The sequence below is a fragment of the Streptomyces sp. LX-29 genome (assembly GCF_029541745.1).
Classification (GTDB): Bacteria; Actinomycetota; Actinomycetes; order Streptomycetales; family Streptomycetaceae; genus Streptomyces.
Genome location: NZ_CP089746.1, coordinates 6,233,919 through 6,254,706, shown reverse-complemented (window position 1 = coordinate 6,254,706; position 20,788 = coordinate 6,233,919). Strand labels below are relative to the sequence as shown.

Sequence of the window (20,788 nt, the reverse complement as noted above, 5' to 3'; positions counted from 1 at the left end):
GCGACGCCCCCGAGGCCCCCGGCACCGCCGCCGCCTCCGCCGCCGAGCCGGTCGGGACCCGCTGACCGGGCCGGTCCGAAGCCGCCGACCGGGCCGGCTCCCCGCGCCGCGCCCGCGGATCCACGAAGACCCCGTACCCACCCACCGGCACAGAGCCACACCACCCCGCACCCGAGAGAAAGGCACCACCGCCGTGATCGTCCGATCCTTCAAGGAGATCGAAGGCACCGACCGCCACGTCAAGTCCAGGTCGGGGACCTGGGAGAGCAAGCGCATCATCCTCGCCAAGGAGCGCGTCGGCTTCTCACTGCACGAGACCGTGCTCTACGCGGGCACCGAGACGTCCATGTGGTACGCCAACCACATCGAGGCCGTCCTCTGCGTCGAGGGCGAGGCCGAGTTGACCGACGACGAGACCGGCGAGAAGCACTGGATCTCGCCCGGCACGATGTATCTGCTCGACGGCCACGAGCGGCACACGCTGCGTCCGAAGACCGACTTCCGCTGCGTCTGCGTCTTCAACCCGCCGGTCACCGGGCGGGAGGACCACGACGAGAACGGCGTCTACCCGCTGCTCACGGAGGAGGGCTGAACGATGACGACCACGACCGTCGACGCCTACCCGACCCGGGGCAGCAGCGAGGTCATCACCCCCCGTCAGGACCCCGTGGTGTGGTCCGCGCCCGGGGCCCCCGGCCCGATCCGGCCGACGGAACTCGCCGGTTACGAGCGGGACGGCTTCCTCACCGTCGACCAGCTGATCACACCGTCGGAGGTGGCGGTCTGCCGCGCCGAGCTGGACCGGCTGGTCGCCGATCCGACCGTGCGCGCCGACGAGCGCTCGATCGTGGAGCCGGCGTCCCAGGCGGTGCGGTCCGTCTTCGAGGTGCACCGCATCAGCGAGGTCTTCGCCGACCTGGTCCGCGACCCCCGGGTGGTGGACCGCGCCCGACAGATCCTCGGTTCCGAGGTCTACGTCCACCAGAGCCGGATCAACGTCAAGCCGGGCTTCGGCGCCTCGGGGTTCTACTGGCACTCCGACTTCGAGACCTGGCACGCGGAGGACGGCCTGCCGCGGATGCGGACGGTGTCCGTCTCCATCGCCCTGACGGAGAACCACGACACCAACGGCGGCCTGATGATCATGCCGGGCTCGCACCGCGCCTTCCTCGGCTGCGCCGGCGCGACGCCCCGGGACAACTACCGGAAGTCGCTCCGGATGCAGGAGGCGGGCACCCCGTCCGACCAGGCCCTCACCACCATGGCCGACCGCCACGGCATCCGGCTGTTCACCGGCCCCGCCGGCTCGGCGACCTGGTTCGACTGCAACTGCATGCACGGCTCCGGCGACAACATCACGCCGTATCCGCGCAGCAACGTCTTCATCGTCTTCAACAGCGTGGAGAACGCGGCGGTCGAGCCCTTCGCCGCACCGGCTCGCCGGCCCTCCTTCATCGGGGCGCGGGACTTCACCCCGGTGCGGTGACGGCCCCGCGGGCCGGGAGGGGCGGGGTCGTCCTCCCCGTGGCGCGGGCGGTCGCCCGCCCCGCGGGGAGGACGACCGCCCGCGCACCGACGCTGCCGCGCGCGGTCACCCGACGTCACGCCGAGCCCGGCAGGGCGGCCAGCTCCTCCAGCAGCCGGTCGACGTCGGCGGCGGTGTTGTAGAGGTGGAAGGCGGCGCGCAGGTTGCCGTCGCGCTCGGAGACGTACACGTCCCGCTCCGCCAGCCGGGCCGCCGCGTGGCCGAGTCCCGGCACCGCGACGATGGCGGATCCGGGGGCGGGCACCGGCGTGTGGCCCTGCGCGGCGAGTCCGGTTCGGAAGCGGTCGGCGAGGGCGGTGTCGTGGGCGCCGATGCTCTCGGGGCCCAGCTTCTCGATGAGCGCGAGGGAGTGCTGGGCGGCGACGTAGGTCAGCAGGGCGGGGCTCTCGTCGAAGCGGCGAGCGGAGTGGGCGAGCTCCGCGATCGGTCCGTAGCAGCTGTCCGCCGGCTTCTCGCCGGCGATCCAGCCGGCGAAGAGCGGGTGGAGTCCACCGAGGTCCTCGGGGACGGTCAGATAGGCCACGCCGCCGCGCGGGGCCAGCAGCCACTTGAAGCCGACGGCCACGGTGTAGTCGTAGGCGTCGGCCCGCAGCGGCAGCCAGCCGGCGGACTGACTGGCGTCGACCAGGGTGCGGGCGCCGTGGGCGCGGGCCGCGGCCGCGATGGCGTCGAGGTCGGCGAGCCGGCCGTCGGCGGACTGCACGGCGCTGACCGCGACGAGCGCGGTGTGCGGGCGCACCGCCTCCGCCAGCCGCTCCAGCGGCACGGTGCGCACCGTGAGGTCACGGCGCGTCACGAAGGGGTTGACCAGCGAGCTGAAGTCGTTGTCGGCGACGAGGACTTCGGCGCCGGGTGGCAGTGCGGCGGCGATCAGTCCGACGTAGACGGCGACCGAGCCGCCCACCGCGACGCGACGCGCGGGCACGTCGACCATCCGGGCGTAGGCGGCGCGGCACTCCTCCACCGCCGCGAAGGCGGCGTCGACCCAGTCGCCGCCGCGGGCGGCGGTGTCCAGGGCCTCTTTGAGGGCGGTCGTGGCGCGGGCCGGGAGCAGCCCGCTGGAAGCGGAGTTGAGGTAGGTCGTCGTGGGCGCGAACTCGGCGCGTGCCAGGCTCTCCATAGCCCCCACTATGGGCCGTGATGATCCCCTCGTCCATGGCGACCGCCGCCGGCGATGGCGCCGGCGGCGGCGCGCCGTGCGCTCCTCAGTCGGCGAGGGAGGGGTAGTCGGTGTAGCCGCGCTCGTCACCGCCGTAGAAGGTGGACATGTCCGGGGCGTTGTACGGTCCGCCCGCGGCGAGGCGGCGGGGCAGGTCGGGGTTGGCCAGGAAGAGCCTGCCGAAGGCGAGCAGGTCGGCGGCGCCGTCCTCGATCAGGGTGAGGTCCTCCGGCCCGGCGGGGCGATCGCCGGCGGCGGGGTTGAGGATGAGGGTGCCGCCGTACTGCTTGCGCAGGGCGAGGGTGAGCTCGCGCTGGCCCGGCGCCTCGGCGATGTGGAGGTAGGCGAGGCCGAGCGGTTCGAGGGCGTCGACCAGGGCGGTGTAGGTGGGGGCCGGGTCGGGCTCCTGGATGTCGTTGTAGGGGTTGCCCGGGGACAGCTTGAGGCCGGTGCGCTCGGCGCCGATCGCGTCGGCGACCGCGCGGGTCACCTCGACCGCGAACCGGATGCGGCCGGCGTCGGAGCCGCCCCACTCGTCGGTGCGCCGGTTGGCGTTCGGGGCCAGGAACTGCTGCACCAGGTAGCCGTTGGCGCCGTGGATCTCCACGCCGTCGAAGCCGGCCGCGATCGCGTTGCGGGCTGCGGTGGCGAAGTCGGCGATGGTCTGCCGGACCTCGGCGTCGCTCAGCTCGCGCGGGGTGACGAAGTCCAGCGGCCCCTGATGGGTGTACACCTGCCCCGCGGCGGCGATGGCGGAGGGGGCCACCGGGACGAGCCCGTCGGGCAACAGCACCGGGTGGCCGACCCGGCCGGTGTGCATCAGCTGGGCGAAGATCCGACCGCCGCGCGCGTGCACGGCGTCGGTGACCACGCGCCATGCGTCGACCTGCTCCTGGCTGTGCAGACCGGGGGTGTCGGGGTAGCCCTGGCCCACCGGGGACGGCTGGATGCCCTCGGTGATGATCAGCCCGGCGGAGGCGCGCTGCGCGTAGTAGGTGGCGGTGGCGGCGGTCGGGGCGGCGGTCGGCCCGTAGGCCCGGCTGCGGGTCATGGGGGCCATGGCGATGCGGTTGGCCAGGCGGGCGCCGGCGAGGTGGACGGGGTCGAAGGCGGTGGTCATGTCGTGCTCCTGGCTGGGCGGCGGCGCCGAGGTGGTCCGGTCTTCCGGTGTCCGGCGTTGCGGTGTCCGGTGTTCCGGGTCCTCTGGCCTGCGGTCTCGGGAAGGGGGGATCTGCGGCCCTTTTTATGTGGCCGATCAAGTAAACCTGCGGCCACCGTAACCCATTCCTTGGCCGGCCACATAATTTCGGCGTAGGGTGGGCCTCAGCGAGCCACGAGGAGAAGAGCAGCCATGACATCCGTCGACGAGGGCGCCTGTACCGGCCTGCCCACCGCCGCCGCGGGCGGCCGCATCAGCCACGCGGTCTTCCGCGCCGCGCGGGTGCACCGGGCCGCGGCCGCCATGGTGCTGCGCGAGACCGGCCTGCACCCCGGCCAGGAACTGCTGATGATGCACCTGTGGGACCACGGCCCGCAGCGCCAGTCCGAGCTGATCAAGCTGCTGGACCTGGACCCTTCGACCGTGAGCCGGATGGTGCAGCGGTTGGAGCAGGCCGGCTTCGTGTGCCGCGCCCCGGACCCGGCAGACCGCCGCGCCGCCCTGGTGCGGACCACCGAGGCGGGCGAGGCGCTGCGTGCCGAGGTGGCGGCGGCCTGGACGGAGCTGGAGGAGCGCACCGTCGCCGGGCTGGACGAGGACGAACAGCGCGAGCTGGCCCGGCTCCTCGGCGTGCTGGAACGCAACCTGTGCCGGGCGGCGCGCCAGGGGTAGCGTGCGGCGTATGACCCGATCGGCTCATACGCCCCACGGGGCACGGCTGCGCGCGTACTGGGAGACCACCGGCGCCGCGCACACCTTCACCCACCCGCTCGACGCGGAGCTGCTGGCCCGGCATGTGCCGGCCGGCGCCGCGATCCTCGACTACGGCTGCGGCTACGGACGGCTGACCGCCGAGCTGACCGCCCTCGGCTACGCCGACGTGCGGGGCGTGGACCGGTCCGCCGCCCTCGTCGCGCGCGGCCGCGCGGACCATCCGGGGCTGCGGCTGACGCACTTCGAGCGACTGCCGCTCTCCTTCGCCTCCGACTCCTTCGACGCCGCACTGCTGTTCGCGGTGTTGACCTGCGTCCCCGAGGATCGGGCGCAGGCGGAGACGGTGGCCGAGCTGGCGCGGCTGCTGCGCCCCGGCGGGGTGCTCTATCTGAGCGACGTGCCCCTCCAGGACGACCCGCACCACCGGCGCTCCTACCGCGAGCGGCGACCGGAGGGCGGGGCGTACGGCACCTTCGAGATCGAGGACGGCGGGGTGTTCCGACACCAGGACCCGGCACGGCTGCGGGAGTCGCTGGAGCGCGGCGGCTTCGAGGTGGCGGAGGAGCGCGAGGACGCCGTCCCCACGCTCGACGGCCGGACCGTCGTCCGGCTCCAGCTCATCGCGCGGCGCACCGCCGACTGAGGCTCCGCGCGGCACGCCGCCGGCCGGCCCCTCCGCGCGGCGACGCGGAGCGCGCACCGCCGACGTGCCCCTCCGCGCGGTGGCGCGGTAGCGCGTCGGGTCGGGGGTCCGCGCGGAGCGCGTCAGACCGCGGGTCGCGCGGAGCCGTTCTCAGCGCGCTCCCGGGGCGGCCCGCAGGACCCCGTCGACCCGGCGCGGCAGCCCCAGCGGGTTCTCCTCGCGCAGCTCCGGCGGCAGCAGGGCGGCCGGGGCGTCCTGGTAGACCACGGGACGCAGCCAGCGTTCGACGGCGGTGGCGCCGACCGAGGTGGCGGTGGAGGTGGTGGCGGGATACGGACCGCCGTGGTGCTGCGCGTGGCTGACCGCGACGCCGGTGGGCCAGCCGTTGACCACCACCCGGCCGGCGAGCGGGGTGAGCTCGGCCAGCAGCCGCGCCCCGTATCCGCCCCGCTCGCCGTACTCGCCCCGGCCGCCCCGGCCGCCTTGGCCGCCTTGGCCGCCTTGGCCGCCCCGGTCACCTTGGCCGCCTTGGCCGCCGTACCCGTCCCGGTCGCCATATCCGCCGTGATCGTGGCCGCCGGCGTGGCCGCCCGCCTCCTCGCCGCTGACGCCCGCCCCGCCGGGTTCCGCGCCCTCCATGTCGCCGAGGTGCACGGTGGCGGTGAGGTTGCCGGCCAGGCGCCCCAGTACGGCGCTGAGCTCGGCCCGCTCCGTATAGCGCGCGACGACCGTGACCGGCCCGAAGCACTCCTCCAGCAGGAGGTCGTGCGGGCCGTCCGCGGCGAGCCGCGCGGCGGGCACGGTGAGGAACCCGGGGCGCACGGCGAGCCCGCCCCCGTCGCCCGGGAGGACGGGGGCCTGTACGTCGGGCAGCCGGGTCCGCTCCCCCACCCCCGCGACGAAGGACTCCCGCATCCTGGCGTCCAGCAACACCCCCGCCGCCACGGCCCCGACGGCCTTCGCCAGGGAGGCGAGCAGCCGGTCGCCGGCCGTCCCGGCCGGGGCCAGGACCAGGCCGGGCTTGGTGCAGAACTGGCCGTTCCCGAGCGTCATCGACGCGGCGAGTCCGGCCCCGATCTCCTCCGCGCGCTCCTCCGCCGCGGCCGGGGTGACCACGACCGGGTTGAGGCTGCCCAGCTCGCCGTGGAAGGGGATGGGCCGCGGCCGGGCGGCCGCCGCGTCGTACAGCGCCCGTCCGCCGCGCACCGAGCCGGTGAAGCCGGCCGCCGCCACCAGCGGATGCCGGACCAGCTCCAGGCCCGCCTGGAAGCCGTGGACCAGGCCGATGACCTCCGGCGGCAGCCCCGCGTCGACGGCCGCGCGGCGCAGCAGGCGGGCGGCCAGCTCCGAGGTGGCCGGGTGGCCGGGGTGCGCCTTGATCACCACCGGGCAGCCGGCGGCCAGGGCACTGGCGGTGTCGCCGCCGGGCACCGAGAAGGCCAGCGGGAAGTTGCTCGCGGCGTAGACGGCCACGACGCCGAGCGGCAGCTTGCAGCGGCGCAGATCGGGGCGGGGCGGGGTGTGGCCGGGGTCCGCGTGGTCGATGACCACGTCCAGGAACGCGCCCTCGTCCACGACCTCCGCGAAGGCCCGCAGCTGGCCGGTGGTCCGGGCGAGCTCCCCGCTGAGCCGGGCCGCTCCCAGCGCGGTCTCGGCGTCGGCGGCCGCCACCAGCTCCGCCTCCGCCTCCGCGAGCCGCGCGGCGGCGGCGCGCAACAGCGCGGCCCGCACCGCCCGGTCGGCGAGCGCCTCCCGCGCGGCGTGCGCGGCCCGTACGGCGCCGTCGACCGCCTCAGGCGTCGCCTCGGCGGCCACCCGCTCTCGTTGCTCGCCGGTTCGGGGGTCGACGCTCCACACGGGTACTGCCACCGCGGTCCTCCTGGCTGCCGAACGTTCGGGCGCACGCAGCCGGGACCCTATGGCCGGTCGAACAGGCGGTCAAGGAGGCGGAGTTCACCGCCGAGGTGAGGCGGAGACCAACCCTGGAGCCAGGCGGCGTTCACCCCTGAGCCGAGGCGGAGACCAACCCTGGAGCCAGGCGGCGTTCACCCCTGAGCCGAGGCGGAGACCAACCCTGGATCCAGGCGGAGTCCGACCCTGAGGCGAGGCGGAGACCGACCCTGGGCCGGGCGAGGTTCGGCCCTGGGAGGAGGCGGATCGCGGGCCCGCGCGGGCGCGCCGCGGAAGCGCCGCGCCTCGTCCGCGCGGCGGGTGCGCATCACCCCCGCGGCGTAATCCGGCTCCCCCGCGCGGCCGACGCGTTCCGCCCCGTCGGTGCGCCAGGATCCGAGGCGGACGACTGACTTACGCTGTATAGAAGATCGTCGGGACCGAGTCGGGGGGCGGCGCGTCAGATGGCGGCAGGGGGCATACGACGGTGGGTGCGGGCCGGGCTCGGAAGGCGCGCCCGGCTGCGCTGGGTCCATCTGATCCTCGGCGGCGCGCTGCTGATGCCCTACTACCTGCTCGCGGGGGTGGTGCTCAGCGTGGTCTGGCAGGCCGCGGCCCCCATGGGCGGCTCGGTGGCGCGGCAGTTGGTCGCGTTCGGCCTCGCGCTGCCGATGGCGGCCGGCACGGCGCTGTTCCCGCTCGTACGACCGCTGGCGGCGGCCGCGGCGCGCTCGCTGTGCGCGCCGCGGGTCGAGCCGGCCACCGGTCCGGCCCGGTCCTGGGACGCGCACAGCCGCACGGTCGTCTGGTACACGCTGCACCTGGCGTTGGGCGGCGTGGTCAGCGGGGCCACGCTGGCCGTGCCGCCGTTCGCGGCGTATCTGCTGGCGCTGCCGTTCCTCGACAGCGAGATCGAGGGGGTGAGCTGGCCGGGCCGGCTGGCCGACTACAGCGCCCCCCTGTGTATGGCCGCCGGGCTCGGCACGCTCGCCGCGCTGACCGCGTTCGCCGCCGCGGCGGGCGCACTGCTGGCCCGCTGTGCGCCGCCGCTGCTCGGCCCCACGCCCGCCGACCGGTTGGCCGCCGCCGAGGAGCGCGCCGCCGAGCTGGCCTCCCGCAACCGGCTCGCCCGCGAGCTGCACGACTCGGTGGGGCACGCGCTCAGCGCCGTCACCCTGCAGGCGAGCGCCGCGCGCAAGGTCCTGGACACCGATCCGGCCTTCGCCCGGCAGGCGTTGGCGGCGATCGAGGAGACCACCCGGGCGGCCGTCGGTGAACTCGACGGCGTGCTGGGGCTCTTGCGCGAGGACGATCCCGCCGGCCGGGCCTCCGCCGACGGCTCGCCGGCCGCGGTGCCCTCACCCGCCCCCACCCTGGCCGACCTGGACGTCCTGCTGGCCCGGACGCGCGCGGCGGGCGTCACCGTGGAGGCGGTCGAACTGGCCCGGCCCGAGGCGCTGGACCGACTGCCGCTGCTGGTCTCCCGGGAGGCGTACCGCATCGTGCAGGAGGGGCTGAGCAACGCGCTGCGGCACGCCGGCCAGGTGCGGGTGCGGCTGTGTGTCGCCGTGCGCGCCGAGGGGCCGGCGGCGCCGCACCCCGCGCGGGGCGCGTTCCGGCCCCGGCAGGAGCTGGAGATCCGGCTGGAGAACCCGGTGCGCGGCTCGGGTCGTCGGCAGCGGCCCGGCGGCGGCCGCGGGCTGCGCGGCGTCGCCGAGCGCGCCAGCGCGTTGCGCGGCAGCGCCGACTGGGGCGCGCACTACGGCGTGTGGCGGCTGGTGGTCCGGGTGCCGCTGGACTCGACCCCCGATGCGGGGGGGGTCGGCGGCCGCCGCAGCCGCCCCGCACGCCGCGCTGCCTGAAGACCCTGAAAGCCCAGGAGACCCTGGAGACCCTGGAGATCGCGGAGGCGGGCGGATGAGTGTGCGGATCGTCCTGGCGGACGACGAGCAGATGGTGCGGACCGCGCTGCGCGCGATCCTCTCCAGCGAGCCGGACCTGGAGGTCGTCGGCGAGGCCCGGACCGGTGCCGAGGCGGTCCCGCTGGTGCGGGCGCTCCGCCCGGACGTGGTGCTGATGGATGTGCGGATGCCCGACATCGACGGCATCCGGGCGACGGAACAGATTCTGCGCGGGGTCTCCTTCCCGCCGCGCGTGGTCGTCCTGACCACCTTCGAGAACGACTCCTACGTCTATGACGCGCTCCGCGCGGGCGCCAGCGGCTTCCTGCTCAAGCGGGCCGGCGCGGACGAACTGGTGCAGGCGGTGCGACTGGTGGCCCACAGCGACTCGCTGCTCTTCCCCGCCGCGGTGCGGGCGCTGGCCGCCGGGAACACCCACGCCCGCGCGGCCGACGGTGCGGCGGCGCGGGCGTTGCGCGAGCGGCTCTCCGCGCGGGAGGCCGAGGTGCTGCGGCTGATGGCGGCGGGTCTGTCGAACGCGGAGATCGCCGAACGGCTGACGCTCGGCGGCGCCACGGTCAAGTCCCATGTCGCGGCCGTCCTGGCCAAGCTGAACGTCCGGGACCGCACCCAGGCCGTCATCGCGGCCTATGAGTGCGGCTTCATCACCCCGGGGTAGTCGGCGGCCCTCCGCTACGTCAGCAGCTGCTCGATCGGGTCGATCGCGAAGTACCCGACGAACAGCAGCGCGGTGCCCCACAGCAGCCAGTGCACCTCGCGGGCCTTGCCCATCACCGTCTTGATGACGACGTAGGAGACGAAGCCCGCCCCGATGCCGTTGGTGATGGAGTAGGTGAACGGCATCACCGAGACGGTGAGGAACGCCGGGATGGCGATCTCCATGTTGTCCCAGGCGATGTGCCGCACCTGGCTCATCAGCAGGAAGCCGACGGCGATCAGCGCGGGCGCGGCGGCCTGCGCGGGGACCACGGTCGCCAGCGGGGTCAGGAAGAGCGCAAGCCCGAAGAGGCCGCCGGTCACCACGCTGGCGAAGCCGGTGCGGGCGCCCTCCCCGACGCCGGCCGCCGACTCGATGTAGCTGGTGTTGGAGGACGCGGAGGCCGCGCCGCCGGCGGCCGCCGCGACGCCGTCGATGAGCAGCACCCGGCCCAGGTTGGGCACCTTGCCCTGGTGGTCCAGCAGTCCGGCCTCGTTGCTGACGCCCACGACCGTGCCCATGGTGTCGAAGAAGTCGGACAGGATCAGCGTGAAGATGATCAGGACCAGGGTGAGGGCGCCGACCTCGTCCCAGGCGCCGAACAGGCTGAAGTCGCCGACCAGTCCGAAGTCGGGCGAGGCCACGATGTCGTCGGGCACGTCGGGGACGGTCAGCCCCCATGCCTGCGGCTTGATGTCGGCGATCTCGTTGATCAGGATCGCCAGGGTGGTGGTGGCCACGATGCTGATGAGGATGGCGCCCTTGAGCCCCCGGGACATCAGCGCGATGGTCAGCAGCACGCCGACGCAGAAGATCAGCACCGGCCAGCCGGTCAGCTCGCCGTGCGCGCCGAGCTGAACCGGGACGGAGCCGGTGTCGCCCGGGATGCGGGTGACGAAGCCGGCGTCGATGAAGCCGATGAAGGCGATGAACAGGCCGATGCCGACGCTGATCGCCTGCTTCAGCGGCTGCGGGATGGCGTGCATGACCGCCTCCCGAAGGCCGGTGACCACCAGCAGCGAGATGATCAGACCCTCCAGGACCACCAGGCCCATGGCGTCGTCCCAGCTCATCTGCGGGGCGATCTGGAAGGCCACGACGGCGTTCAGGCCGAGACCGGCGGCCAGCGCCAGCGGAAGGTTGCCGCCCACGCCCATGATGACGGTCATCACGCAGGCCACCAGCGCGGTGGCGGTGGCCAGTTGGGTGTGCGAGAGGTGGTGACCGTACTTGTCCTCCGCGCCGCCCAGGATGATCGGGTTCAGCACGAGGATGTAGGCCATCGTAAAGAAGGTGGCGAAACCGCCGCGAATCTCCCGACCGAAGTCGGATCCTCGCTCAGATATCCGGAAGAACCGGTCGATCGCGTTGTTTCCGATGGTGCGGGGTGGCGCTTGGGCATGGTCAAGGACCTGTCGTGGCACGCGCTGCTCCTCGTTTCCTCGGTGAACGGCGAGGTTCGGTAGCTGGATTGTCTTCGTTCGACGCGCCAAACAGGTTTACGAATTATTACGAGATCACTCCAAGGGGATCACTACAGGTTTTTGTATGATCACCCAACTGCCCGCTGGAGAAGCGGTGTTGACCACGCGGAGTCACCGTCAGCGGTGCGCGGATTCCCGAAATACGAAACCCTCACAAGCGGAACAGATAATTTCGGCGCCCGGCGCGTTGCGGAATTCAATGTCCGAAACGGTCCAGTAATCGGCGCGCAGCGAGAGCAGGGCGGGGCCGGAGGAGAGTCGCGCCCCGTCCACGACGACCGGATCCGGGCCGTCGCCGGTGAGCACCACCCGGCGGCCCCGAGTGCCGTCCGTCTCACTGCTCAGCGGGGACCGCGGATAGTAGGTGCCACCGCGCACCCTGATGGTGGTGCCGGCGTCCGCGACGGAGATCGCCTTCTCGATCGTCCGGTACGGCGCGGAGCGCGTGCCACCGCCACCATCACTGCCGTTGGGCGCCACAAAGACCGTGGTCGGCGCGGCACTGGCACCGCCCGGGGCCGCGGTCAGATACACGCCCGCAGCGGCCGAGGCCACGATGACCAACGTGCCCAAGGGCAGCGTACGGTCCTTGCGGTGGCGCCCGCGGTAGCGGCGGCGGCGTCTCATGGCAGCTCCTGTCGTGCGGCGAGGGGTGCCGTGCGCTCGTTGCTCTCGCAGTTTCAGCGGATTCACATGTTACGCAAGTGCGATCGGCTGATGGTCGGTTCCCCGGAGGTGGCCGGAGCCATCACCGTTGGGGCTTCCCCTCAGAAGCACACTCGAAGCACCCGCCGACCCGTTCGGCGGAGGCGTTGGGAGACGGACCGCCCCCAGGAGCCGGAAAGGCCGTCCCACGGCGGCCGCCTTCGCCCTGTGACAGCCCGACGCGTGCGGCGGCGGGAAGGGAGGCCGGGCGGGGCCAGGTAACGCCCGGCCTCCCGCTCAAGGGGGCGGATGAACTCACCACCCACACCGTTATTGTTCTCCGTCAGCGCCGTACCATTCCACCCTCTGATGATCTTGGCCGGATTCCTGTGGTCCGGCGGAAGCCAGTGCCGCCCCCGGGTTTCGTCAACGGCGGTGACGGAACGTCCGGGGGCGGCCTGTGGACCGGAGTAGCGGGGGTCTAGCTCCGGTCGAGGTGGCGTACGGCGAGCAGTCCGCCGACACCTGGGACGAAAGCCTTCGCTCTGCCTCTCCCCTGCGCGCCCGCCTGGATCGCGGCGATGACGACGAAGAGGTAGGCACAGCCGTGGGTGGGGCCGAGCACCGAGGCCACGGCGGGCACATGCACGGTGGCCAGGTTGCCCAGCAGGACCAGCAGGCTGAGGAGTTCGATGGCGGCGGCGACCCGCAGCAGCAGCTTGGCCTTGGCGCTGTCCATGGTCACGCTCCCGTGGTGGAGCCGGGGCGGACGATCATGAGAACCGTGACCACCGACCACAGCAGATTGAACGCGCCCGCCGTCATGGCCAGTCGGGCCGCGGTGCGCCGCACCTCCTCCGGGGACCGGACCACCGCCGTGCGGGTGCCCGCCCGCGACGTCCCCGTGCCGTCGGCGCGCTCGGCGTCTCCGACGGGGCTCGCCTCGGGGTCGGGGCCGAGCGAGGCCACGACCGCCGCCTGTCCCGGCAGCACGGCCATCACCAACACGGCCGCCGCGATGGCGGTGAGGGCGATCGAGGTGACCAGCCAGGCGTCGCCCAGCACTCCCATGCTGTTGCCCGTCGCCAGCCCGAAGGCCGGCACGACCACGCCGAGGACGGCGTAGACCCGGCAGATGCGGTGCAGGGTGCGCAGCGACGAGGCCCCACTCACCGACACCCCGCCGGGCGCGGACAGGGTCCGACGCGTGACCGCGGGGAACATGCTCGCCGCGACGGCGACCGGCCCGACGGCCAGGATCGCGGCGATCACGTGGATGGAGAGGAGGAGCTTGGTCACGGCTCGACGCTAAGTGACCATGCGCCCGTCGAGGAGTGGCACTATTGCCATACTTCAACGGATTCTCGCCAGAACCCTTGCATACCGCTTCTGAGCTGTGGACTTTTCAAGCAACGACCTGACAGGGGCGCGGAAACGCCTTGGCGAGAATTCGTTCCCTCCCTAGAGTGTCGCCATGCACACCGTCGCCGTACTCGCGCTCGACGAGGTCATACCGTTCGATCTGTCCACGCCGATCGAGGTGTTCGGGCGCGCCCGCCTGCCCGACGGCCGCAACGCCTACCGGGTCCGGGTGTGCGCCCCGACCGAGGAGGTCAGCGCCGGCACGTTCACCGTGCGCGCGCACTCCGGCCTCGAGGCGCTGGCCGAGGCGGACACCATCATGATCCCGGGCGTCGCCCAGCCCATCGGCCCCTTCCCCGAGGACGTGCTGTCGGCGCTGCGCCGCGCGGCCGCCAGCGGCACCCGCATCGCCTCGATCTGCGCCGGGTCGTTCGTGCTCGCCGCCGCCGGGCTGCTGGACGGGCTGCGGGCGACCACCCACTGGGCGACCGCGGGGGAGCTGGCCGCGCGCCACCCGGAGATCGAGGTGGACCCGGATGTGCTCTATGTCGACAACGGTCAGTTCCTGACCTCGGCCGGGGCCGCCGCCGGGCTCGACCTCTGCCTGCACATGATCCGCCGCGACCACGGCTCCGCGGTCGCCGCCGACTCCGCGCGGAGCGCGGTGATGCCCCTGGAGCGCCACGGCGGGCAGGCGCAGTTCATCGTGCACGAGCCGCCCACGCCCGACGGGGCGACCCTGGAGCCGCTGCTGCGCTGGATGCAGGAGAACGCGGGGCGCGAGCTCACCCTGGACGACATCGCCGGCCACGCCCGGCTGAGCACCCGCACCCTCAACCGGCGCTTCCGCGAGCAGACCGGCACGACCCCGCTCCAGTGGCTGCACCGCGCCCGGATACGGCAGGCGCAGTACCTGCTGGAGACCACCGGCTACTCCGTGGACCGGATCGCCTGCCAGGTCGGCTTCGGCTCCCCCACCGCCTTCCGTGACCGCTTCAAACGCCTGGTCGGGACCAGCCCGCAGTCCTACCGCCGGGCCTTCCAGGGCCCGACCCCCGCGATCCCCTGGCGGGACCGGCCCGCCACGGGGGCCGAGGGGGCGGGGGTGAAGGTCAAGGAACTGCAAACCCGGGTCGCTCGTTAGCCGGGACATGACCGCTATGACTCCCGGCTCGAACCTCCCGCTGCCCGTCGCGCGCGTGGCAGTGGACGTCACCGCACCGGTGCGGCTCGACGTGTCGGGCCTGCTCCTGAACGCCAACGGCAAAGTGCGCTCCGACGACGACTTCGTCTTCTACAACCAGCCCACCGGCCCCGGAGTGAGCCACTCCGCCTCGGCGCCGGGCGGCGGTGACACGATCACCGTCGACACCACGGCGGTCCCGGCCGACATCGAGAAGATCGTGGTGACCGCGAGCCTGGACGCCCCCGGCGCCACCTTCGCGGGCACCGAGCCCACGGCCACGGTGCGCGGCGCGGACGACGGCTCCGTCATCGCCACCTTCACTCCGCCGCGGCTGGGCAGCGAGACCGCGCTGGTGGTCATGGAGGTGTACCGCCGCGGCGGAGCCTGGAAGGTCCGCGCGGTCGGTCAGGGCTACGCCAACGGGCTGGCGGGCATCGCCACCGACTTCGGGGTGCAGCTCGAGGAGCCGGCCGCGCCCGCCGCGCCGGTCGCCCCGCCCGCGCCCCCCGCCCCGCCGACCGGCGCCGCCGCGCAGTTCCCCCCGCCGCCCGCCATGCAGCCGCCGGCCCCGGCCGCGCCGCCCGCCGCCCCGGCCGCCCCCGCGCCCGGCGCCGGGAAGATCAACCTCGACAAGGGCCGGGTCAACCTCCAGAAGAACCAGACGGTGTCCCTGGTCAAGGGCGGCAAGCCGCTGCTGACCTCGGTGAAGATGGGCCTCGGCTGGGAGCCCGCGTTCCGGGGCAAGGACATCGACCTGGACGCGTCCGTCATCGCCTTCGGCGTGGACCGCAAGAAGATCGACGCCTGCTTCTTCGGCAAGCTGAACATCCTGGGCCACACCATCCAGCACTCCGGCGACAACCTCACCGGCGAGGGCGGCGGGGACGACGAGGTGATCACCGTCCACCTCGGCGGCCTCCCCCCGGAGGTCACCGGCCTGGTGTTCACCGTGAACTCCTTCTCCGGGCAGAAGTTCACCGACGTCGCCAAGGCGTACTGCCGGCTGCTGGACGCCCAGACCAACGAGGAGCTGGTGCGCTTCGACCTCACCCACTCCGAGCCGCGCACGGGCGTGATGATGGCGAAGCTGATCCGCCAGTTCTCCGGCGAGTGGGAGATGACCGCGATGGGCGAGTACGTGGACTCGCGCACCGTCCGCGGCATGGTCAAGCCCGCCGGAAAGGCGCTGTAGCGCCCGTGCTCAGGCCGCGGCCGGGGCGGCCTCGGTGTCGATCTCGGTGTCGATGTCGGCATCGGCGCCGCCCCGCCCCGGGCGCAGCCCCGCCAGTCGGGCCAGCCGCCGGTAGGAGTCGAGCAGCTCCTCCCGGTCGTACGAGCTGGTGGTGACGAGCACCTCATCGGCGCCGGCGCTCCCGACGAGCTCCGTCAGCGCGGCGGCCACCTCGTCCTCGGTGCCGTGCAGATGGCCGCTCATGGCCTCCTCGAAGCGGCTCCGCTCGCGCGGCGTCATGCTCAGCGCGGCGATCTCCTCGGCCGGGACGAGCGGCGGAAAGACCCCGTGGGTGCGGGAGTAGGCCGTCGACCACGCCTCGGGCTCCAGCAGCCGCCGGGCCCGCTCGGTCGTCTCGGCCACCGCGGCATCGGCCGCGACCATCACATACGGTCGCTCCCCCCAGACGGACGGGGTGAAGCCGGCGCGATACCGGTCGATGGCGCGCAGCATCGTCTCCCGGCCGCGGATCGCGCCGATCACCAGCGGCAGCCCCCGCTCCGCCGCCAGCTCCGCGCCCGAGCCGGTGGCCAGGACGAAGGCGGGCGGCCGCAGCCCCTCGGCGGGCCGGGCGTGCACCTGCGGGTGCGCGCCCTGGTCCCCGGTGAAGTACCCGAGCAGCTCCGACAGTTGGTCGCCGAAGCCCTCGGCGGCGTCCTTGTCGCGCCCCAGGGCGCGCCGAATGCCGTCGGTGAAGCCGACCGACCGGCCCAGCCCCATGTCGATCCGCCCGGGATACAGCGACTCCAACACCCCGAACTGCTCCGCGACCACCAGCGGCTGGTGGTTGGGCAGCATCACCCCGCCGGTGCCCACCCGGATCCTCGAGGTGGCCGCGGCGACGGCGGCGGCCAGCACGGTGGGTGCGGAGCCGGCCACCCCGGGCACGCTGTGGTGCTCCGAGACCCAGAACCGGTGGTAACCGAGCTCCTCGGCGCGCCGCGCGAACCGCACGGTGTCGCGCAGCGCCTGCGCCTCCGTCCGGCCCTTGCGGGTGCGGGAGCGGTCCAGGACGGAGAGCCGGAGGGTGTTCCGTATCGCTGAGGTCACACTGAGGGCAACAACCCCGGGCGCTCAGGATTCCCGGCGCTGCCGCCGCCACGGGCCGGTGATCGCCAGCATGATCCCCGGGTCCTGGATGTTGGCGAAGAGGGTCCGCCCGTCGGGCGCGAAGACCACCCCGGTGAACTCGCTGAACTCCGGCTCCTCCGCGGTGCCGATGTTGAGGTCGTTGCGCGCGATCGGGTAGGTCCGGCCGTCGTCCGTGGCGCCGAACAGATGCTGCAGGCCCTCGCCGTCCTCGGCGATGACCAGACCGCCGTAGGGGGAGACGGTGATGTTGTCCGGCCCGTCGAAGGCGCCGTCCTTCCCCGCCTCGGTGTCGCCGCCGAGCAGCACCTTCAGGGTCAGCGTGCGCCGACGCGGGTCGTAGAACCACACCTGCCCGTCGTGGGCGACCGGGCTCTCCTCCCGGGCGTACGAGGCGACCACGTAGGCGCCTCCGTCCGCCCACCACATGCCCTCCAGCTTGCGCGCCCGGGTGACCTGGCCGTCGGCGAACTGCCTGCGCACCGGAACGGTCCGCGCGTCCCGGTCCGGCACCTCCACCCAGTCCACGCCGTAGACCGTCCCGGTCCTGGTGGCGCGCGAGAGGTCGTCGACGAAGTTGCCACCGGAGTCGAAGCACTGCGCCGCCTTCAGCACGCCGGCGTCGTCGGCGAGCCCGCGCAGCCAGCCACGCCCGGGGCGGAAGTCGTGCGGCGGGGTCCAGCGGTACAGCAGCCCGTTCGGGCCCGCGGCGTCCTCGGTCAGATAGAAGTGGCCGCGCCTGGTGTCCACCACCACGGCCTCGTGCTCATAGCGGCCCAGCGCCTTGATCGGCTGGGGGTCGAGGTTGGCCCGGCGGTCGTACGGGTCGACCTCGAAGACGTAGCCGTGGTCCTTGGTCATGCCGTTCTGGCCGGCCCGGTCGGTGTTCTCCTCGCAGGTCAGCCAGGTTCCCCAGGGGGTGCGTCCGCCGGCGCAGTTGGTGGAGGTGCCCGCGATGCCCACCCACTCGGTGACGTGGTCGCCGTGCTTGGAGACCTCCACGACGGTGCAGCCGCCCGAGGCCGCCGGGTCGTAGACCAGGCCCTCGGCGAGCGGCACCGGCCGCGGCCACTTGTGGCGCGGGCCCTTGAGCTCGTGGTTGTTGACCAGCAGCGTGGTGCCGCGCGGCCCGTCGAAGGTGGCGGTGCCGTCGTGGTTGGAGGGAGTGGTCTCGCCGGACTCCAGCCTGGTCACGCCGCTGTGGGTGATGATCCGGTACGAGAACCCGGCCGGCAGCGCGAGTATGCCCTTCGGGTCCGGGACGAGCGGCCCGTAACCGAGCCGGCGCCCGACGGCCGCTTCGGCCGCAGCGTCCACGCCGCCGGGCTCGACCGCGAGCGCCCCCGGCGCGGTGGCCAGCACCCCGGCGCTGCCGACCAGGGCGACACCGGCACCCGTGTACGCGGATCGCTTGGCGAAGTCTCTGCGGCTGAGCGGCATCTCTGTCTCCTGGCTGGCCAGATGGGTCCTCCGGACTCCCGGATACGGTCCCGCCTCCGCCCGAACACCAGTTGAACACGGCCCGACATCGGAGCGCCGATTCCCACCCGCGCGCCCCCACTCACGGGACACCCCACGGGGCGACCCCCACACCCCGCGGGGGCGACGCCTTCACCGCGCGGGGGGGGCGGCTCCCCACACTCCGCGGAGGCGACCCCCCGCCCCCGCGGGGACGGCACTCCACGCAGGGCGACCCCCTCGCACCCCGCCGGGACGGCGCCTTCCACCCGCCGCGACGGCGAGACGCCCCACGGAGGGGCGACACCCCGCCGGGACGGCGAATACCACCCCGCCGCGACGGCGAAACGCCGCACGGCGCGGCCCGGCGATGCCGAACCCGCCTCAGCGGCGAAGCGCCCGGACACCCAGAAGGCGGCACCCGCCACGCCAAGGCATCAATCGACCTCGGTGGGCGACCCACACACCCGCGCAAGGGCGCACACGACGAGGGGGGCGACACCCCGCCGCGACGGCGATAGCCCGACCGCGCGGCCCGGCGGTGCCGAACCCGTCGCAACCATTTTCGTCACTCCGCGACGCCGTCGCCACACATCACCAGGCCAGGCAGGGCCACCGCACCAGGCCGGAAGCGGCAGGCCCCGGGCCGGGCCAAGGGCCAGGCCACGCGTACGACGCCACGCCGCCGGCACGGCGTCCCGCCGGCGGGGTGCGGGTCATCGCCGGGAGCGCGCCTTGAAGGCCGCCTTGCGGGCGTCCTTCGCGGTCTTCTTGTCGGGGTGGAGGCGGCCCATGGCCTCGAGGACGTCGGCGGTCGCCGGGTGGTCCACGCGCCAGGCGGAGTCGAAGAAGGCCTCGGAACGGCCGACGAGGACCTCGACCAACTCACGGAGCTCGTCGGAGTCGCCGTCCGCGGCGAGTTGGGCGGCGATGGTGTCGATGGTCAGCCAGAAGACCATCTCCTCCGACGGCTCGGGCACCTCGGTGGCGCCACGCTCGGCGAGCCAGACACGGGCGAGGCCGCCGAGGTGCCGGTCGTCGAGGACCTCGCGCAGGGCGGGCTCGGCGCCGGCGCCGGCGAGGTTGAGGGTCTGCTGGCAGGAGAGTCGGCGCAGCGGCGCGCCGTCGTCGTCGCCGCGGGCGGCGGCGAGCAGTTCGCGGGCGGCGACGGCCGGCTCGCGGTGGGCGAGCCACTGCTCGGCCTCGGCCCGCGCGGCCGCCTGGGGGTAGCCGACGAGCGCGTCGAGCAGCACGTCGGCGCCCTTGTCGGTGAGGTCGCCGACGGCCGGGGCGTCGATGCCGGCGTCGAGCATCCGGGCCCGTACGGCGAAGACGCCCAGCGGGGTGAGCCGCACCAGGCCGTAGCGGGCGACGTCCTCCTCGTCCAGGGCGTCGCCGCCGTCGGTGGCCGGGCCGGTGTCGGCGATGCGGCCCTCGCCGTCGACCTCCTCGATGAGCGCCTCGTCGACCGGCTGGTACACGACGATGCCGGTCGGCTCCAGCATCCGGAACTGGTCGTCGAGGCGCATCATCGCCTCGGAGACCTCCTCCAGGATGTCGTCGGTGGGCTCGTCCATGTCATCGGGGACGATCATGGAGGCGGCGAGCGCGGGCAGCGGCACCGCGCGCTCGGCGGCGGACTCGTCCAGGGCGGTCAGCAGGTAGAGGTTGCCGAGGACGCCGTCGAGGAAGTCGGCCTCCTCCTCGGGGTTCCAGTCGAGGGCGTCGAGGTCGATCTCGCCGCCCTCCCCGAGGTGCTCGGCGATCTCCGCGAGGTCGGGGGCGGCCGCGTCGGCGAGTACCGCCTCCAGCCCGCCCAGCCAGATGTCCAGCACGTCGCCGGGGCTGCCGGAGGTGATGGCGCGGAGCTCCTCGCCGGGTGTGGCCACGCCGACGGCGACCTCCGAGGGCTCGTCGTCGGCGTCCGCGGCGCCCGCCCCCGCCGCGGTGTCGCCCTCGGCGCCGGCGGTGTCGGCGGCGTCGGCGTCCTCCGTGACCTCCACCAGGCCGGTGTCCAGCGCCAGCTGCCAGGCGTCGGCCACATGGCCGGGACCGTACTCGTCGTCGTCGAGGCCGAGGTGGGCGACCGCCGCGTTCAGGTCGTCCGCGAGCAGCTCACCGCCGGCCCCCACCCGCTTGTGCGGCTCCGCCCAGCGGGCCAGGCGCACCGCACGGGACAGGAGCGGCGCGGCGAGCGCGTCCCGTGCGAGTTCCGCGTCGGTGTGCAGCCGGACCGGCGGCATGGTGGGACGGTCTGCGGGCATCGGCGGCTTCATCTCCTCGGGCGTACGGCTGGACAGCGCCCAAGCGTAGACGGAATGCGAGGGCGCTTTCGTCCCGGTGTGATGGTCCTGTGACTCTGGGCTGCCACGACCGCAGGTTTCGGCCAGTGACCCGCCGGGGGCCGCGAGTGACGCGTCTCACCTCCCGGTCATGTGGCGTACATCCGGCATCTCTTGACAACTCCCCAGTACACCCAAGAGATTGACGCGCGTAGACGTTCCGTCAGTTTTCCGACGGGTCCTCGACCTCTCCCACCACCACCTTCCGGAGGCTCTCCCCCGTGTCCCGACGCCTGTCCCCGCGCGCCCTGCGCAGACCCG

Annotated in this window: 18 protein-coding genes; 8 read left to right on the top strand and 10 right to left on the bottom strand. The window is 73.7% G+C overall.

Annotated elements, in window-relative coordinates; all coding sequences use genetic code 11:
• Positions 1-193 precede the first annotated feature (193 nt).
• Both LRS74_RS26360 and thpD read left to right on the top strand, forming a co-directional pair.
• Positions 194-592: an ectoine synthase gene (locus tag LRS74_RS26360; RefSeq protein WP_144384567.1), complete on the top strand. Its 399-nt coding sequence runs from the start codon at positions 194-196 to the stop codon at positions 590-592.
• A 3-nt stretch (positions 593-595) separates the two neighbouring features.
• Entirely contained in the window at positions 596-1,486 is an 891-nt protein-coding gene (thpD, locus tag LRS74_RS26355; protein WP_277743327.1) for an ectoine hydroxylase, read from the top strand.
• A gap of 115 nt (positions 1,487-1,601) precedes the next feature.
• Here the strand turns inward: thpD and LRS74_RS26350 are convergent, their stop codons facing one another.
• Positions 1,602-2,666 (bottom strand): aminotransferase class V-fold PLP-dependent enzyme, encoded by a 1,065-nt coding sequence (locus LRS74_RS26350; protein ID WP_277743326.1) that lies wholly within the window; start codon positions 2,664-2,666, stop codon positions 1,602-1,604.
• Positions 2,667-2,751: 85 nt separating this feature from the next.
• Positions 2,752-3,825, bottom strand: a complete 1,074-nt coding sequence (locus LRS74_RS26345) for an alkene reductase (protein ID WP_277743325.1) — start codon at positions 3,823-3,825, stop codon at positions 2,752-2,754.
• A gap of 231 nt (positions 3,826-4,056) precedes the next feature.
• On the opposite strand from LRS74_RS26345, the gene LRS74_RS26340 reads away from it, so the two are divergent.
• Together LRS74_RS26340 and LRS74_RS26335 are read left to right on the top strand one after the other, a co-directional pair.
• Entirely contained in the window at positions 4,057-4,536 is a 480-nt protein-coding gene (locus tag LRS74_RS26340) for a MarR family winged helix-turn-helix transcriptional regulator (protein WP_277743324.1), read from the top strand.
• Positions 4,537-4,546: 10 nt separating this feature from the next.
• Positions 4,547-5,221 (top strand): class I SAM-dependent methyltransferase, encoded by a 675-nt coding sequence (locus tag LRS74_RS26335; RefSeq protein ID WP_277743323.1) that lies wholly within the window; start codon positions 4,547-4,549, stop codon positions 5,219-5,221.
• 150 nt (positions 5,222-5,371) lie between these two features.
• Here the strand turns inward: LRS74_RS26335 and LRS74_RS26330 are convergent, their stop codons facing one another.
• Positions 5,372-7,090 (bottom strand): aldehyde dehydrogenase family protein, encoded by a 1,719-nt coding sequence (locus LRS74_RS26330; protein WP_277743322.1) that lies wholly within the window; start codon positions 7,088-7,090, stop codon positions 5,372-5,374.
• A 485-nt stretch (positions 7,091-7,575) separates the two neighbouring features.
• Between LRS74_RS26330 and LRS74_RS26325 the strand changes: the two genes are divergently transcribed.
• Both LRS74_RS26325 and LRS74_RS26320 read left to right on the top strand, forming a co-directional pair.
• Complete coding sequence (locus tag LRS74_RS26325; protein ID WP_277743321.1) at positions 7,576-8,973, top strand: histidine kinase; 1,398 nt, start codon at positions 7,576-7,578, stop codon at positions 8,971-8,973.
• A 55-nt stretch (positions 8,974-9,028) separates the two neighbouring features.
• Positions 9,029-9,691 carry a response regulator transcription factor gene (locus LRS74_RS26320; RefSeq protein ID WP_277743320.1) on the top strand — a complete coding sequence of 221 codons (663 nt, stop codon included), beginning with the start codon at positions 9,029-9,031 and terminating at the stop codon, positions 9,689-9,691.
• Positions 9,692-9,705: 14 nt separating this feature from the next.
• On the opposite strand, the gene LRS74_RS26315 is transcribed toward LRS74_RS26320, so the two are convergent.
• The 4 genes from LRS74_RS26315 to LRS74_RS26300 all read right to left on the bottom strand — a co-directional run bounded on the left by LRS74_RS26315 (position 9,706) and on the right by LRS74_RS26300 (position 13,158).
• A complete protein-coding gene (locus LRS74_RS26315; protein WP_277743319.1) occupies positions 9,706-11,154 on the bottom strand; it encodes an NCS2 family permease in 1,449 nt (482 codons plus the stop codon).
• A 177-nt stretch (positions 11,155-11,331) separates the two neighbouring features.
• Positions 11,332-11,841 (bottom strand): DUF1565 domain-containing protein, encoded by a 510-nt coding sequence (locus LRS74_RS26310; RefSeq protein ID WP_277743318.1) that lies wholly within the window; start codon positions 11,839-11,841, stop codon positions 11,332-11,334.
• Between the two features lie 499 nt (positions 11,842-12,340).
• Positions 12,341-12,598, bottom strand: a complete 258-nt coding sequence (locus LRS74_RS26305) for a DUF3817 domain-containing protein (protein WP_277743317.1) — start codon at positions 12,596-12,598, stop codon at positions 12,341-12,343.
• Positions 12,599-12,600: 2 nt separating this feature from the next.
• Complete coding sequence (locus LRS74_RS26300) at positions 12,601-13,158, bottom strand: hypothetical protein (RefSeq protein ID WP_277743316.1); 558 nt, start codon at positions 13,156-13,158, stop codon at positions 12,601-12,603.
• A 175-nt stretch (positions 13,159-13,333) separates the two neighbouring features.
• Between LRS74_RS26300 and LRS74_RS26295 the strand changes: the two genes are divergently transcribed.
• Both LRS74_RS26295 and LRS74_RS26290 read left to right on the top strand, forming a co-directional pair.
• On the top strand, positions 13,334-14,365 hold the full coding sequence (locus LRS74_RS26295; protein ID WP_277743315.1) for a helix-turn-helix domain-containing protein: 1,032 nt from the start codon (positions 13,334-13,336) through the stop codon (positions 14,363-14,365).
• A 16-nt stretch (positions 14,366-14,381) separates the two neighbouring features.
• Positions 14,382-15,599: a TerD family protein gene (locus LRS74_RS26290; RefSeq protein ID WP_277744945.1), complete on the top strand. Its 1,218-nt coding sequence runs from the start codon at positions 14,382-14,384 to the stop codon at positions 15,597-15,599.
• A 9-nt stretch (positions 15,600-15,608) separates the two neighbouring features.
• On the opposite strand, the gene LRS74_RS26285 is transcribed toward LRS74_RS26290, so the two are convergent.
• The 3 genes from LRS74_RS26285 to LRS74_RS26275 form a co-directional block, all read right to left on the bottom strand.
• Positions 15,609-16,688: an LLM class flavin-dependent oxidoreductase gene (locus LRS74_RS26285; protein WP_277743314.1), complete on the bottom strand. Its 1,080-nt coding sequence runs from the start codon at positions 16,686-16,688 to the stop codon at positions 15,609-15,611.
• A 24-nt stretch (positions 16,689-16,712) separates the two neighbouring features.
• On the bottom strand, positions 16,713-18,167 hold the full coding sequence (locus LRS74_RS26280) for an alkaline phosphatase PhoX (RefSeq protein WP_277743313.1): 1,455 nt from the start codon (positions 18,165-18,167) through the stop codon (positions 16,713-16,715).
• Between the two features lie 734 nt (positions 18,168-18,901).
• A complete protein-coding gene (locus tag LRS74_RS26275) occupies positions 18,902-20,449 on the bottom strand; it encodes a hypothetical protein (protein WP_277743312.1) in 1,548 nt (515 codons plus the stop codon).
• Positions 20,450-20,788 lie beyond the last annotated feature (339 nt).

Coding starts and splice junctions, on each gene's coding strand:
- LRS74_RS26290 (WP_277744945.1), top strand. CDS start 14,382: ATGACTCCCGGCTCGAACCTCCCGCTGCCCGTCGCGCGCGTGGCAGTG.
- LRS74_RS26325 (WP_277743321.1), top strand. CDS start 7,576: ATGGCGGCAGGGGGCATACGACGGTGGGTGCGGGCCGGGCTCGGAAGG.
- LRS74_RS26310 (WP_277743318.1), bottom strand. CDS start 11,841: ATGAGACGCCGCCGCCGCTACCGCGGGCGCCACCGCAAGGACCGTACG.
- LRS74_RS26320 (WP_277743320.1), top strand. CDS start 9,029: ATGAGTGTGCGGATCGTCCTGGCGGACGACGAGCAGATGGTGCGGACC.
- LRS74_RS26280 (WP_277743313.1), bottom strand. CDS start 18,167: ATGCCGCTCAGCCGCAGAGACTTCGCCAAGCGATCCGCGTACACGGGT.
- LRS74_RS26345 (WP_277743325.1), bottom strand. CDS start 3,825: ATGACCACCGCCTTCGACCCCGTCCACCTCGCCGGCGCCCGCCTGGCC.
- LRS74_RS26305 (WP_277743317.1), bottom strand. CDS start 12,598: ATGGACAGCGCCAAGGCCAAGCTGCTGCTGCGGGTCGCCGCCGCCATC.
- LRS74_RS26335 (WP_277743323.1), top strand. CDS start 4,547: ATGACCCGATCGGCTCATACGCCCCACGGGGCACGGCTGCGCGCGTAC.
- LRS74_RS26295 (WP_277743315.1), top strand. CDS start 13,334: ATGCACACCGTCGCCGTACTCGCGCTCGACGAGGTCATACCGTTCGAT.
- LRS74_RS26350 (WP_277743326.1), bottom strand. CDS start 2,666: ATGGAGAGCCTGGCACGCGCCGAGTTCGCGCCCACGACGACCTACCTC.
- LRS74_RS26340 (WP_277743324.1), top strand. CDS start 4,057: ATGACATCCGTCGACGAGGGCGCCTGTACCGGCCTGCCCACCGCCGCC.
- thpD (WP_277743327.1), top strand. CDS start 596: ATGACGACCACGACCGTCGACGCCTACCCGACCCGGGGCAGCAGCGAG.
- LRS74_RS26275 (WP_277743312.1), bottom strand. CDS start 20,449: ATGCCCGCAGACCGTCCCACCATGCCGCCGGTCCGGCTGCACACCGAC.